At 59.2% G+C, this 13,020-nt stretch carries 14 protein-coding genes; 7 read left to right on the top strand and 7 right to left on the bottom strand.

The window, feature by feature from the left end:
- Positions 1-69 precede the first annotated feature (69 nt).
- The gene (nfsA, locus tag SPE70_RS08015; RefSeq protein WP_012542350.1) at positions 70-792 is read right to left on the bottom strand and encodes a nitroreductase NfsA; all 723 of its coding nucleotides are present in this window, start codon (positions 790-792) and stop codon (positions 70-72) included.
- A complete protein-coding gene (locus SPE70_RS08010) occupies positions 776-1,063 on the bottom strand; it encodes a YbjC family protein (RefSeq protein WP_008805812.1) in 288 nt (95 codons plus the stop codon). The genes nfsA and SPE70_RS08010 overlap by 17 nt, the downstream gene beginning before the upstream one ends.
- Before the next feature lie 202 nt (positions 1,064-1,265).
- Here SPE70_RS08010 and SPE70_RS08005 point away from each other — a divergent pair, with 202 nt between their 5' ends.
- The gene (locus SPE70_RS08005) at positions 1,266-1,529 is read left to right on the top strand and encodes a GrxA family glutaredoxin (RefSeq protein ID WP_002896352.1); all 264 of its coding nucleotides are present in this window, start codon (positions 1,266-1,268) and stop codon (positions 1,527-1,529) included.
- 6 nt (positions 1,530-1,535) lie between these two features.
- Here the strand turns inward: SPE70_RS08005 and ybjM are convergent, their stop codons facing one another.
- A complete protein-coding gene (gene ybjM, locus SPE70_RS08000) occupies positions 1,536-1,919 on the bottom strand; it encodes an inner membrane protein YbjM (protein ID WP_136047442.1) in 384 nt (127 codons plus the stop codon).
- 267 nt (positions 1,920-2,186) lie between these two features.
- Here ybjM and SPE70_RS07995 point away from each other — a divergent pair, with 267 nt between their 5' ends.
- Positions 2,187-3,872, top strand: coding sequence for an aspartate:alanine antiporter (locus SPE70_RS07995; protein ID WP_008805810.1), 1,686 nt, complete (start codon positions 2,187-2,189; stop codon positions 3,870-3,872).
- 179 nt (positions 3,873-4,051) lie between these two features.
- Here SPE70_RS07995 and SPE70_RS07990 read toward each other — a convergent pair whose 3' ends face one another.
- Positions 4,052-4,615: a TetR/AcrR family transcriptional regulator gene (locus SPE70_RS07990; RefSeq protein ID WP_012542353.1), complete on the bottom strand. Its 564-nt coding sequence runs from the start codon at positions 4,613-4,615 to the stop codon at positions 4,052-4,054.
- A gap of 82 nt (positions 4,616-4,697) precedes the next feature.
- On the opposite strand from SPE70_RS07990, the gene SPE70_RS07985 reads away from it, so the two are divergent.
- Both SPE70_RS07985 and SPE70_RS07980 read left to right on the top strand, forming a co-directional pair.
- On the top strand, positions 4,698-5,900 hold the full coding sequence (locus SPE70_RS07985) for an MFS transporter (protein ID WP_094954875.1): 1,203 nt from the start codon (positions 4,698-4,700) through the stop codon (positions 5,898-5,900).
- Entirely contained in the window at positions 5,900-6,712 is an 813-nt protein-coding gene (locus SPE70_RS07980; protein WP_012968637.1) for a Cof-type HAD-IIB family hydrolase, read from the top strand. The genes SPE70_RS07985 and SPE70_RS07980 overlap by 1 nt, the downstream gene beginning before the upstream one ends.
- A 42-nt stretch (positions 6,713-6,754) precedes the next feature.
- On the opposite strand, the gene kdeA is transcribed toward SPE70_RS07980, so the two are convergent.
- Positions 6,755-7,987, bottom strand: coding sequence for a multidrug efflux MFS transporter KdeA (gene kdeA, locus SPE70_RS07975; RefSeq protein WP_008805806.1), 1,233 nt, complete (start codon positions 7,985-7,987; stop codon positions 6,755-6,757).
- A gap of 326 nt (positions 7,988-8,313) precedes the next feature.
- Here kdeA and ybjG point away from each other — a divergent pair, with 326 nt between their 5' ends.
- Complete coding sequence (gene ybjG / locus SPE70_RS07970; protein ID WP_012542354.1) at positions 8,314-8,907, top strand: undecaprenyl-diphosphate phosphatase; 594 nt, start codon at positions 8,314-8,316, stop codon at positions 8,905-8,907.
- A gap of 102 nt (positions 8,908-9,009) precedes the next feature.
- Complete coding sequence (deoR, locus tag SPE70_RS07965) at positions 9,010-9,768, top strand: DNA-binding transcriptional repressor DeoR (protein WP_004151717.1); 759 nt, start codon at positions 9,010-9,012, stop codon at positions 9,766-9,768.
- A 39-nt stretch (positions 9,769-9,807) separates the two neighbouring features.
- Here deoR and dacC read toward each other — a convergent pair whose 3' ends face one another.
- Complete coding sequence (dacC, locus tag SPE70_RS07960; RefSeq protein ID WP_004201290.1) at positions 9,808-11,010, bottom strand: serine-type D-Ala-D-Ala carboxypeptidase; 1,203 nt, start codon at positions 11,008-11,010, stop codon at positions 9,808-9,810.
- A 255-nt stretch (positions 11,011-11,265) separates the two neighbouring features.
- Here dacC and SPE70_RS07955 point away from each other — a divergent pair, with 255 nt between their 5' ends.
- The gene (locus SPE70_RS07955) at positions 11,266-11,892 is read left to right on the top strand and encodes a glutathione S-transferase family protein (protein WP_008805804.1); all 627 of its coding nucleotides are present in this window, start codon (positions 11,266-11,268) and stop codon (positions 11,890-11,892) included.
- 2 nt (positions 11,893-11,894) lie between these two features.
- Here SPE70_RS07955 and SPE70_RS07950 read toward each other — a convergent pair whose 3' ends face one another.
- A complete protein-coding gene (locus SPE70_RS07950; protein ID WP_012542355.1) occupies positions 11,895-13,004 on the bottom strand; it encodes a PQQ-dependent sugar dehydrogenase in 1,110 nt (369 codons plus the stop codon).
- Positions 13,005-13,020 lie beyond the last annotated feature (16 nt).

Below are 13,020 nucleotides of genomic sequence, written 5' to 3'. Positions count from 1 at the left end.
GAACACACTTTCACCTTTCCTGCGGCCGGCGGCGGAGATCACCTGGCCGGAGCAGCAGTGTACACGTAATCAGCGTGTTGCCCACCCCTGCTTATGCAGATAGTCGAGAATAAACGGACGACTCTCTTTCACGATAGTGCGACGGATATGATCGCTCCAGGTATCGCGGCGGGCGTTGCTGCCGCGCGACAGATAATAGTGCGCCAGCTGGTCGTCATAGTCCGCCAGCAGCGCGTTATCCAGCGGCTGATAGTGGTTCTCATGCACCAGCATGGCGGCCGGCATCCGCGGCTTGATGTCCGGGTTATCCGCCGGCCAGCCAAGGCAAAGACCGAACAGCGGCAGGACGTGCTGCGGCAGCGCCAGCAGCTCGGTCACCGCCTCGATGCTATTACGCAACCCGCCGATATAGACGCCGCCCAGCCCGAGGGACTCGGCGGCAATCAGCGCGTTTTGCGCCAGCAGCGCCGTATCGACGACGCCGATCAGCAGCTGTTCAGCCAGCCCCAGCTGCGCCTGTGGGCAAATCTGCAGGTGGCGGTTAAAGTCGGCGCAGAAAACCCAAAACTCCGCCGCCTGGGCGACGTGCTGCTGGCCGCCGGTCAGCGGGACCAGTTGCTCACGCAGCGCGGGGTCGGTAATACGGATGATGGAGGTGCACTGTAAAAAACTCGAGGTAGATGCCGCTTGCGCGCTGGCGATAATCTCTGCGCGCTGTTCGTCGCTCACGGGGGCATCGGTGAAGTGGCGGATGGAACGATGGCTGCGCAGCAGCTCAATGGTCGGCGTCATTACGTTTTTCTCTGTCAGACAAGGATTCAGGCTTTGGAGAGTGCGTTAACTGCGGGGCCACGATCTGCGCCATCCGCCACATAACGACGATGGCGGCGGGGATCATCAGCACGATCCCGGCAAAGAGCATCACCAGCGCCGCGGTCGGGCTGGCAATGGGCGCAGGCAGCTGGACATACTGGTTAAGCGAGAGCCAGGCGAGGGTTAACAGCCCCATCCCGAGGATCTCAACCAGCAGAATGCTTTTCGGCAACGGGGCAAATTTTCGCATCACGCCTCTCCGGTTGATAAGCGCGGCGCATCAGACAATCTCACTACGCCGCCGGGTCAGTATACGGGTTTTGATAGTACGACATTTATCAAACATAGCCGTAAACCATCGAAGCAAAAGGCAGAACCTTCTTTCCCTCACCGGTCAATGCAGGCATCATAAGCGCCATTCGCCATCCGGCTGAGGTTTAAGGAGAGAAGCAATGTTTACCGTTATTTTTGGTCGTCCAGGCTGCCCTTACTGCGTTCGCGCCAAAGAGCTGGCAGAAAAACTGACCAACGAGCGTGATGACTTTAACTACCGTTACGTGGATATTCACGCCGAAGGCATCAGCAAAGCTGACCTGGAAAAGACCGTCGGCAAACCGGTTGAAACCGTGCCGCAGATCTTCGTCGACCAGAAACACATCGGCGGTTGCACCGATTTCGAAGCCTGGGCGAAAGAGAACCTTGGCCTGTTTGCCTGAGTCAATTTATTTGCTCGATGAGTGACTGCGCCAGGTTTCAAGCCAGGCGCAGATAAACAAAAAGCACAACGCCCCGAGCGCGCACCAGAACACCGCGCTCAGTACCCACGCCATCTCCTGCCAGAACGTTCTGTGCGTCACGAAGAACAGCCGCATCGTCACCATACAGACCGGCGCCGCCAGCATCGCACCCAGCAAAGGACGCAGTACCCGCTGTCCGGGAGAGAGGCAGCTCGCCGCCGCCCCTGGCAGCAAAAAGAAGAGCAGGCCCAGCTCCGGGTTGCCGCTGGCGCGAAAGGCCCCTTTCATATGTAATAGCAGCGATAAGCACACCACAATGAACAGAACGAAGCCGCAGATAATACCGGCCCAACTACGCTCAGACTTCACCGTATCCTCCTGATGTTGCCTCTAACTCACGTCCACGTCGCCCAGTCAGATAAAGCATTTCGGCAATCCATGCCAATAACTCCCCTACCAGCCTAAAAACGATTGTCACTAGCCGCCGCATCCAGGAAGGATTAAACTAGCGGGTATATTTTTGCTGGTTATAACAGGGTGCCAGAATAGGTTCGCCACAACGCGAACGCCTGAGCAACCTTAGACCAAATAACCATTTCCTTCAACAACTTACTAGTAAATGAGAAGTTGGCTTTCGTGAATATAAACGTCGCAGATTTGTTAAACGGGAATTACATCCTGTTATTATTCGTTGTACTTGCATTAGGACTATGCCTGGGAAAACTGCGTCTCGGCTCAGTACAACTTGGTAATTCCATTGGCGTTTTAGTCGTTTCTCTCTTATTAGGTCAACAGCATTTCGCGATTAACACTGATGCCCTTAATCTCGGCTTTATGCTGTTTATTTTTTGCGTCGGCGTGGAAGCCGGGCCCAACTTTTTTTCCATTTTTTTCCGCGACGGCAAAAACTACCTGATGCTGGCGCTGGTGATGGTCGGCAGCGCGATGCTGATCGCCACCGTGCTGGGCAAAGTGTTCGGCTGGGATATTGGTCTTACCGCCGGTATGCTGGCGGGCGCCATGACCTCCACCCCGGTGCTGGTGGGCGCGGGCGACACCCTGCGCCATTTCGGCCTGCCCAGCGATCAGCTGGCGCAGTCGCTTGACCATCTGAGCCTCGGCTATGCCCTGACCTACCTGGTCGGCCTGGTGAGTCTGATCGTCGGCGCCCGCTATATGCCCAAGCTGCAGCATCAGGATCTGCAGACCAGCGCCCAACAAATCGCCCGCGAGCGCGGCCTCGATACCGATTCAAAACGTAAAGTGTACCTGCCGGTGATCCGCGCCTACCGCGTTGGCCCGGAGCTGGTGGCCTGGGCGGATGGCAAAAATCTGCGCGAACTGGGGATTTATCGCCAGACCGGCTGCTATATCGAACGCATCCGCCGCAACGGCATTCTGGCCAACCCGGACGGCGACGCGGTGCTGCAGATGGGCGACGATATTGCGCTGGTGGGTTATCCGGACGCGCACGCTCGCCTCGACCCGAGCTTCCGTAACGGCAAAGAGGTATTCGACCGCGATCTGCTCGACATGCGCATCGTCACCGAAGAGATTGTGGTCAAAAACCACAACGCCGTCGGCCGCCGCCTGGCGCAGCTGAAGCTCACCGACCACGGCTGCTTCTTAAACCGGGTGATCCGCAGCCAGATTGAAATGCCTATCGACGACAACGTGGTGCTGAACAAAGGCGACGTGCTGCAGGTCAGCGGCGACGCCCGCCGCGTAAAAACCGTGGCCGACCGCATCGGCTTCATCTCCATTCACAGCCAGGTGACCGACCTGCTGGCCTTCTGCGCCTTCTTTATCGTCGGCCTGATGATCGGCATGATCACCTTCCAGTTCAGCTCTTTTAGCTTCGGCATCGGCAACGCCGCCGGCCTGCTGTTCGCCGGCATTATGCTTGGCTTCCTGCGCGCCAACCACCCAACCTTCGGCTATATCCCGCAGGGAGCGCTGAACATGGTGAAAGAGTTTGGCCTGATGGTGTTTATGGCCGGGGTCGGACTCAGCGCCGGGGCCGGGATCAATAACGGTCTGGGCGCCGTCGGCGGTCAGATGCTGGCGGCAGGGCTTATTGTCAGCCTGTTGCCGGTGGTGATCTGCTTCCTGTTCGGCGCCTATGTGCTGCGCATGAACCGGGCGATGCTGTTTGGCGCCATGATGGGCGCCCGCACCTGCGCCCCGGCAATGGAGATCATCAGCGATACCGCGCGCAGCAACATTCCGGCGCTCGGCTACGCAGGCACCTACGCCATCGCCAACGTGCTGCTTACCCTTGCCGGGACGCTCATCGTGATCATCTGGCCAGGGCTACAATAAATTTTTGAGAAAAAAGCCGTCACAGGCAGAACTTTTTCTCAGGGCATCAGTCATAAGTAATGCCACTGCTTTTCTTTGATGTCCCCATTTTGTGGAGCCCATCAACCCCGCCACTTCGGTTCAAGGTTGATGGGTTTTTTGTTGCCTGAATTTATCCCTCACGCATGTCTCGCACCGCCTCAGCGCCCCTCTTCCTGCGCCCTCTCCCCCGCCAGCTGCCCAACCAGCAGCCGGATTGCCGCCTTCGACAGCGGCGCGCGGTCGGTGACAAAGTGCAAAGTCATTCCTTCAATAAAGGCGTCGAGGCCGCGGGCGGTATCGGGGGCGAACCATTGCTCCAGCGTCTGCTGGCTGCGCCGCATCCAGTTCTGCATCACCCCCTTTAGCGCCGGCTGACTGCTGCAGAACGCGTACAGCTGATACATCAGCTCCATATTGCGCGCCGTGGTCACCTGGGCGCTGAAGATCAGCTCCGCGATGGCATCGCAGGCTTGTTCCCGGTTCGTTACCCCGGCAAAGCATTGCTGATACTGCGCCGACATCTCGGCGGTAAACAGGCTGAACGCCTCCTCAACCAGCGCCTCGATGCCGCTGAAATAATAGGTCAACGACCCCAGCGGCACATTCGCGCAGAGGGCGATTTTGCGGTGCGTCACCGCCTGGACGCCGTGCGCCGCGATGGTGTCCAGCGTCGCCTGCAGGATGCGCTCGCGGCGCTGCGGATCGTTCGGTCTACGGGCCATGATTTTCCTCTTCCGGTTTATGTACAAATGTACACATGCTTGCTACTGTTGTCTTCACTCTTCTCCTTTAAGGCGTTTACGGATGACGACGCAAACCTCGCGCAGAGCGCTCCAGCTTCGGCTGTGGGCGCTGTTTATGTTCTTTTTCATCCCCGGCTTATTAATGGCCTCCTGGGCTACCCGCACGCCGGCGATCCGCGATCAGTTGATGCTTTCTACGGCAGAAATGGGCGTGGTGCTGTTTGGTCTGTCGGTGGGGTCGATGAGCGGTATTCTCTGCTCAGCGTGGCTGGTGAAGCGCTTTGGTACCCGCAAGGTCATCCGCACCACCATGTCCTTCGCCGTACTCGGCATGCTGGTGCTCAGCCTGGCCCTGTGGGTCTCTTCCGCCCCGCTGTTCGCCTTCGGCCTGGCCATCTTTGGCGCCAGCTTTGGCTCCGCCGAAGTCGCTATTAACGTCGAAGGCGCGGCCATCGAGCGAGAGATGAATAAAACGGTGCTGCCGATGATGCATGGCTTCTACAGCTTTGGCACCCTGTTCGGCGCCGGGGTGGGCATGGCAGTGACCGGATTCGGCCTGCATGCCGCCCCGCATATCCTGGCGGCCGCGCTGGTGGCTATTCTGCCCATCGCCATTGCCATCCGCGCCATTCCCGATGGCACCGGTAAAAACGCCGCCGAAGCCGCCCACGGTGAGGCGAAAGGTCTGCCGGTATGGCGCGACGCGCAGCTACTGCTGATCGGGGTCATCGTCCTGGCGATGGCCTTTGCCGAAGGCTCGGCCAACGACTGGCTGCCGCTGCTGATGGTGGACGGCCACGGCTTTAGCCCCACCTCCGGCTCGCTGATCTATGCCGGCTTCACCCTCGGCATGACGCTGGGCCGCTTTACCGGCGGCTGGTTTATCGATCGCTACAGCCGGGTGACGGTGGTCCGCGGCAGCGCGGTGATGGGCGCCCTGGGTATTGGCCTGATCATCTTCGTCGATAACCCCTGGGTGGCGGGCATCTCGGTACTGCTGTGGGGCATCGGCGCCTCGCTCGGCTTCCCGCTGACCATCTCCGCCGCCAGCGATACCGGGCCGGACGCGCCCAAGCGCGTCAGCGTGGTGGCGATCACCGGTTATCTTGCTTTCCTCGTCGGGCCGCCGCTGCTGGGCTTCCTCGGCGAACACTTCGGCCTGCGCAGCGCCATGATGGTGGTGCTGGGTCTGGTGATGGTGGCGGCACTGGTCGCCCGCGCGGTGGCTAAGCCACAATCTGAACCCGTTATGGAGAACAGCTAATGAGCATCAAACTGATTGCGGTGGATATGGACGGCACCTTTTTAAGCGATGCCAAAACTTACAACCGGCCGCGCTTCCTCGCCCAGTACCAGCGAATGCGTGAACAGAATATTCGCTTCGTGGTCGCCAGCGGCAACCAGTATTATCAGCTGATCTCCTTTTTCCCGGAGATCGCCCATCAGATCGCCTTTGTGGCGGAAAACGGCGGCTGGGTGGTGAGCGGCAATGAAGACGTCTTCAACTGCCAGCTGCCGCTCCACCATTTCAACGCCGTGGTCGATCATCTGCAGACCCTGCCGAATATCGAAATCATCGCCTGCGGGAAGCGCAGCGCCTACACTCTCAACCGCTATAACGACGCGCTGAAGAATGTGGCGGCGAAGTATTATCACCGCCTCGAACTGGTGGATGATTTTAACCACCTTGATGACGCGATCCTCAAATTTGGTCTCAACGTACCGGACAGCCTGATCCCGGAAATTCAGCCGAAGCTGCACGCGGCGCTGGGGGATATGGTCACCGCGGTGGCCACCGGCTACGGCAGTATTGACTTAATTATGCCTGGGGTGCACAAAGCCAACGGCTTGCGCATTTTGCAGCAGCGCTGGGGCATTGAGGATCATGAGGTGGTGGCGTTCGGCGATAGCGGCAATGATATCGAGATGCTGCAGCACGCCGGATTTGGCTTTGCCATGGCCAACGCCCGGGAAGACGTCAAAGCCGTCGCCAGCCATCACGCGCCGCACAACAACGAAGAAGGCGTGCTGCAGATTATTGATAAGGTGTTAAATCGCGAAGCGCCGTTCGCCTGATTAGCCCCCCGGATGCTTTTGTGCATCCGGGTTTGCCACCGGTTACGCCTGCTGCGAATTGCCGACGCTTTTATCTTTCAGGAAGTAGATCATCAGCCCCAGCCACAGTACTCCGCCCAGCAGGTTAAACAGGCTGAACAAGCCGTTGCCCCCCAGCTCATAAGCATGTTTGCTGAGCTCGATGCCGACGGTGAAGATCAGCATCTGCAGCATTCCCATCGCCGCCGAGACCGTGCCTTTGCTCATCTCGCTGGCGAACAGCGTTAAGCGCACGAGCCCGGCATTCGCGAGGCCAATTCCGAAGGCGTAAAAGCTCAGGCCGGCGGTCATCCACAGATAAGCGTGGGAAGAGACCACGGTCGCCGCCGCGGAGAGGATCAGACCAAACATGATCGGCCAGCCGCCCATGATAATCAGCGAGCGCACGGTACGGCGCGAAGTCAGGCGCGCCAGCACCAGGTTACCGGCAATCAGCGCGCCGAAAATCGGCACCTGCAGCATGCCGTACTCATAGCTGGTGGCCTGTTCGCCGCTGATAATAATCACCGGCGACTGGGCAATCCACGCCAGCAACGGCAGGCTGACAAAGCCTGTCGCCAGCGCACCGGCGACGAAGCGCAGGTTTTTCAGCACCAGGCGATAATCGCGGCCCAGCTCTTTGACCGACAGCTTTTCGCCCAACCGCGTCGCGGTTTCCGGCATCGCCCGCTGCAGACCGACGAACGAGATGGCCGCCAGCACGGCGAACAGGACGAACATCATCTCCCACGGCAGCACGTGCACCCAGGCGGCGCCCACCAGCGGCCCCAGCAGCGGGGCAATCAGCGCCACGTTGGCCATCAGGGCGGTGATTTTGATACACACCGCCTCCTCAAAGGACTCCTGAATCGCCGCATAGCCTACCGCGCCGATAAAGCACAGGCTGATCCCCTGCAGGAAGCGCAGCAGGGTAAACTGCTCAATGGTCTGCGCCAGCAGCGTCGCCAGACAGGTGACGATAAACCACACCACCCCGGTCAACATCACCGGGCGGCGGCCAATACGGTCCGACAGCGGCCCCAGCAGCCACTGTAAAAACATGCCGCCAGCCAGATAGGCGGTCATCGAGGTAGGTACCCATTCGTTGCCCACCTGAAACTCCTGAACCACGGCCAGCATACCCGGCTGGATCATATCGTTGCCGATATAGGTGGAAAACTCGTACAGCACCAGACATAACGGGAACAGCAACGCCTGCCTTCCGAGGCGGCGGCCTGAAAGCGAATAATTTTGCATGAAATCTCTTATCTATCAAAAATCGCGCAAAGTGTAATGAAACTCCCGGCGCGGAGATAGTGAATTGTGGGTGACACCGCACAATATTGCGAATTGCGCGCCGCCGTCCGCACTCTCCCCCTGCTATTCAGCCTGCGTATATATTCCGTTTATGTTTCAGCAATGTGACAAACGATATACTGGCGCTTTTCAGGCGGTTAGCATTGAAATCCATTTGCAAGATTTCTTAACAACCTGATCTTTAAGACAATGCTGCTTTATCTCCACACCGCTTTTTTTTAGGGTAGGCGGCTTATTTGCTATCGGACCAACGAGCCTGGAAGTCTATGCTGGAAAATATTAACTACGCGCTGTTCGCCCTGATCAACGCGACGCCGGCCTCGCCGCAGTGGGCCATTGAGGTGGCGATCCTGATCGCCAAAGATCTGATTCTGATCGTGCCCTTGCTGGTAGTGACATTATGGCTGTGGGGGCCTGCCCAGCGGCAGATGGTGTTTAAGCTGATGCTGGCGCTGATGATTAGCCTGACCGTGTCGTGGGCGATCGGCCACCTCTATCCGCACGATCGGCCGTTTGTCGCCGGCGTAGGCTATAACTTCCTGCATCACGCGGCGGACGACTCCTTCCCCAGCGATCATGGCACCGTCAGCTTTACCTTTGCCCTGGCTTTTCTGTTCTGGCACCGCCTGTGGTCCGGCGCGCTGCTGATGGCCATCGCCGCCGCCATCGCCTGGTCCCGCGTCTATCTCGGCGTGCACTGGCCGCTGGATATGGTCGGTGGTCTGCTGGCCGGAATGTGCGGCTGCCTTGGCGCGGCGCTGATCTGGCATACGTTCGGCCCGGCGCTGTATCGCCAGCTGCAGCGACTGTATCGTCTCTGCTTCTCCCTGCCGATCCGCAAAGGCTGGGTACGCGGCTAAACGCCAGCCGTCGCTGCGGCCACCGCGTGACTAACCCGTAAGCGACAGGTAAAATCCCGCTAACGCCCTGCCCCCGCAGGGCGATTTTAGCGCAGAGGGAATATGGAAACTCGCCGTGACGAACGTATCAGTCAGCTCATTCAGGCACTCAAACGCAGCGATAAGCTACATCTGAAAGAAGCCGCCTCCCTGCTTGGGGTGTCGGAAATGACCATTCGTCGCGACCTCAATGGCCACAGCGGCCCGGTTGTGCTGCTCGGCGGATACATTGTGCTGGAGCCGCGCAGCGCCACCCATTACCTGCTCAGCGATCAAAAAACCCGGCTGGTCGAGGAAAAGCGCCGCGCCGCTCGCCATGCGGCCGCGCTGCTGGAGGCCCATCAGATGGCTTTCTTCGACTGCGGGACCACCACGCCGTGGATCATTGACGCCATCGATGATGCCCTGCCCTTCACCGGCGTCTGTTACTCCCTGAATACCTTCCTGGCCCTGCAGGAGAAACCGCAGTGTCGCGCGGTCCTGTGCGGTGGGGAATTTCACGCCAGCAACGCGATTTTTATGCCGCTGAGCCTTGAGGACACCCTCAGCCATCTGAGCCCCGACATCGCCTTTTACTCGGCGGCAGGCATTGACTGCGAGCAGGGGGCGACCTGCTATAACCTGGAGGAGCTGCCGGTCAAGCACTGGGCGATGCGTCACGCGCGCTACCACGTGCTGGTGGTCGACCACAGCAAGTTTGGCAAAGTGCGTCCGGCGCGCATGGGGGCGTTAGCGAAATTTGACGTGATCGCCAGCGATATCTGCCCGGATGATGAGCTGGTCGCGCTGGCGAAGGCGCAGCAGATCTCCCTGCTGTATTGAGGCGTCACTGACCGCGCCCCGCCGGGCGCGGTCATGGCATCAGGAGAACCAGCTGCCGAACCAGCCGTGGAGTTTCATCAGTACGAAGTCGATCATCCGGCTGAAGAAACCGCCCTCTTTCACCGGCTCCATGACGATCAGCGGGCGCTGCTCGATGGTTTTATCATTCAGCTTAAAGTCGATAGTCCCGACCACCTGCCCCTTCTCCAGCGGCGCGGTAAGCTGCGGCTGATTTAAGGTGTAGCTGGCTTTCAGGTTTTTCAGCTGGCCCTTCGGCAGGGTGATAGAGCCCGCCTCGCCGGCTCCCAGTTTCGCTTCGCTGCTGTCGCCAAACCATACGCGCTGGGTAACGAAGGTGGCATCCGGTTTAATCGGCGTCACGGTTTCATAGAAGCGGAAGCCCCAGGTCAGCAGTTTTTCTGACTCGTTAAAGCGAATGCGGTCAGTTTTGGTCCCCAGTACCACGGCGATCAGACGCATATCACCCTGGGTGGCTGAGGAGACCAGGTTATAGCCGGCCCCGGCGGTGGTCCCGGTTTTCACACCATCGGCGTTGAGGTTGGTGCTCCACAGCAGACGGTTGCGGTTCGGCTGGCGAATTTTATTGAAGGTGAACTCTTTCTCTTTATGTACCGCGTACTCTTCCGGCACATCGTGGATCATCGCTTTGGTCAGCAGCGCCATGTCGCGGGCGGTACTGAACTGACCCGGCGCATCAAGGCCGTGGACGGTCATAAAGGTGGTGTTGGTCAGCCCCATTTTTTTGGCATAGCCGTTCATCAGGCTGACGAATGCGTCCTGGCTGCCCGCCACGTAGTCGGCAATGGCAATGCTGGCGTCGTTACCGGACTGAATAATGACCCCTTTGTTCAGATCTTCCACCGAGACCTGCATGCCGGGCTTGAGGAACATCACCGATGAGCCGCGCAGCGCCGGGTTGCCGGTCGCCCAGGCATCACGTCCGACGGTCACCATATCGGTGAGCTTGATTTTTCCCGCTTTTATCGCCTGCCCCACCACGTAGCTGGTCATGATCTTCGTCAGACTGGCCGGGTCGAGTTTTTCATCGGCATTGCCTTCGCTGAGCACCTTCCCGCTGGCGTAGTCCATCAGGATCCAGGCGCGAGCGTCAATCGAAGGGGCGTCGGGGAGTTGTTCTGCAGCCTGCACCGCAGGTGCGACAAGAAATAACAGCGCGCAACCTGCAGCGAGGCCGCGAAGGGAAAAAGCGTCATGCATCATAAGAGCCACCCAAGTATCCTTTCCAAACAAAATATGCCGCACCACTCTGACCGCGCCGCAGCAACCGGTGAGTAAAGCGTACAAATGACCTTAAAGAAACAGCGAGTTGGTAAAGTTTTTAAAGTTTACGCAATAACGTGCCGCTGTGCTTTAATCAGAACAACTTTTTTGATCGTGATTGCCTAAATATTAACTTTATCCCAACATGATCGCCGATCGCGCTGCAACGGCAGTGAAACAAACTCAGGAGCGAAAATGATTACACTGTGGGGACGTAATAACTCGACCAACGTGAAGAAAGTACGCTGGGTGCTGGAGGAGTTGGATCTTCCTTATGAGCAGATCCTCGCCGGGCTGGAGTTTGGTCTCAATCATGACCCGGAATATCTGGCGATGAACCCGAACGGGCTGGTGCCGCTGTTAAAAGACGATGCTACCGGGGTGGTGTTGTGGGAATCAAATACCATTATTCGCTACCTTGCCGCCCAGTACGGCGTCGATCGCCTGTGGCTGGCCGCACCGGCGCAGCGCGCGCAAGGGGAAAAGTGGATGGACTGGTCCAACGGCACGCTCTCTCCCGCCCATCGCCCGGTGTTAATGGGCCTGGTCAGGACGCCGCCGGAGCAGCGCGATCCGGCGGTCATCGCCGCGGGGATCGGCGCCTGTGAATCGCTGTTTGCCATGCTTGATGACGAACTGGCGAAAACGCCATGGCTCTCTGGCGAGCACTTCGGCCTCGGCGATATTGCCGTTGCCCCCTTCGTCTACAATCTGCTGACGATCCTCGATACCTGGCAACCGCGACCCCATCTGCAGCGCTGGTATCAGCAGATTAGCCAGCGCCCCGCCTGGCACGCGGTCGTGAAGATCCCGGTCACCTGAGGTTAACCCTCCGGACTCAAGCGCAACAGTTCGCCGTTAGACTCGTCGGTTAATACGTACAGATAGCCGTCGGGTCCCACGCGGACGTCGCGGATACGCTTCCCGCGCGCCTCCAGTAACCTCCCCTCCTCGCGGACCTGATTACCGTCCACCGATAAGACGATAAGCGACGTCTCCTTCAGCGCGCCGATAAACAGCTTATGCTGCCACTGGGGAAAAGTCTGCGCCGCGTAAAAGGCCATCCCGCTCACCCCGGGGGAGACCGGCCAGACATACAGGGGAGGCTCGGTACCCGGGGCCGTCTTGCCCTTGGCCTCCGGGATCGGCAGGCCGCTGTAGTTAATGCCATGCGTCGCCAGCGGCCAGCCGTAGTTTTTCCCCGCCTGCGGGATGTTAATTTCATCCCCGCCGCGCGGGCCGTGCTCATTGAGCCACAGCGCGTCGCTCCATGGGTTCATCGCCATGCCCTGCGGATTGCGAATACCGTAGGCCCAGATCTCTGGCCTGGCGTCAGCCCGGCCGACAAAGGGATTATCCGGTGGAACGTCCCCGCTCTCCGTCAGGCGGACCACTTTCCCCTGCAGCTTGCTGAGCTCCTGGGCGGTGGCGCGCTGATTGTTCTCTCCCAGACCGATAAACAGATACCCTTTGCCGTCGAACACCAGCCGGCCACCGAAATGATTGCCCACGGAGAGCTTCGGCTGCTGGCGAAACACCACGGTAAAGTTCGACAGCTGCGTGGCATCCTCACTTAACCGCCCGTAGCCTACCGCGGTGCCCGCTTTGCCGCTGGCGTCGCTTTCCGCATAGCTCAGCCATACCCGTCGCGACTGCGCAAAATCCGGCGCCAGCGCTACATCCAGTAAGCCGCCCTGACCGTTGGCCCACACCTGCGGCACGCCGGATATCGGCGCCGACAGGCCTTTACCTGGCTGCCAGCGCTTGAGCTCGCCGCCGCGCAGGGTAATCAACATGCCCTGATCGTCGGGGAGAAACGCCAGACCCCACGGATGGGCCAGCCGGTTTTGCAATACCTCCACCCGCACCGCGGCCTGGCTCAGGGCTGGCAGCGCTAAGGCGCTCAATATCAACAGCAGCGGGATTGGACGCATGGCATTCTCCTTTAGT

Origin of the sequence: Klebsiella sp. ZJOU C1, assembly GCF_035620215.1 — a bacterium.
In the GTDB taxonomy this organism is placed as follows: Bacteria; Pseudomonadota; Gammaproteobacteria; order Enterobacterales; family Enterobacteriaceae; genus Klebsiella; species Klebsiella variicola.
This window is presented reverse-complemented; position numbering and strand designations above follow the sequence as displayed.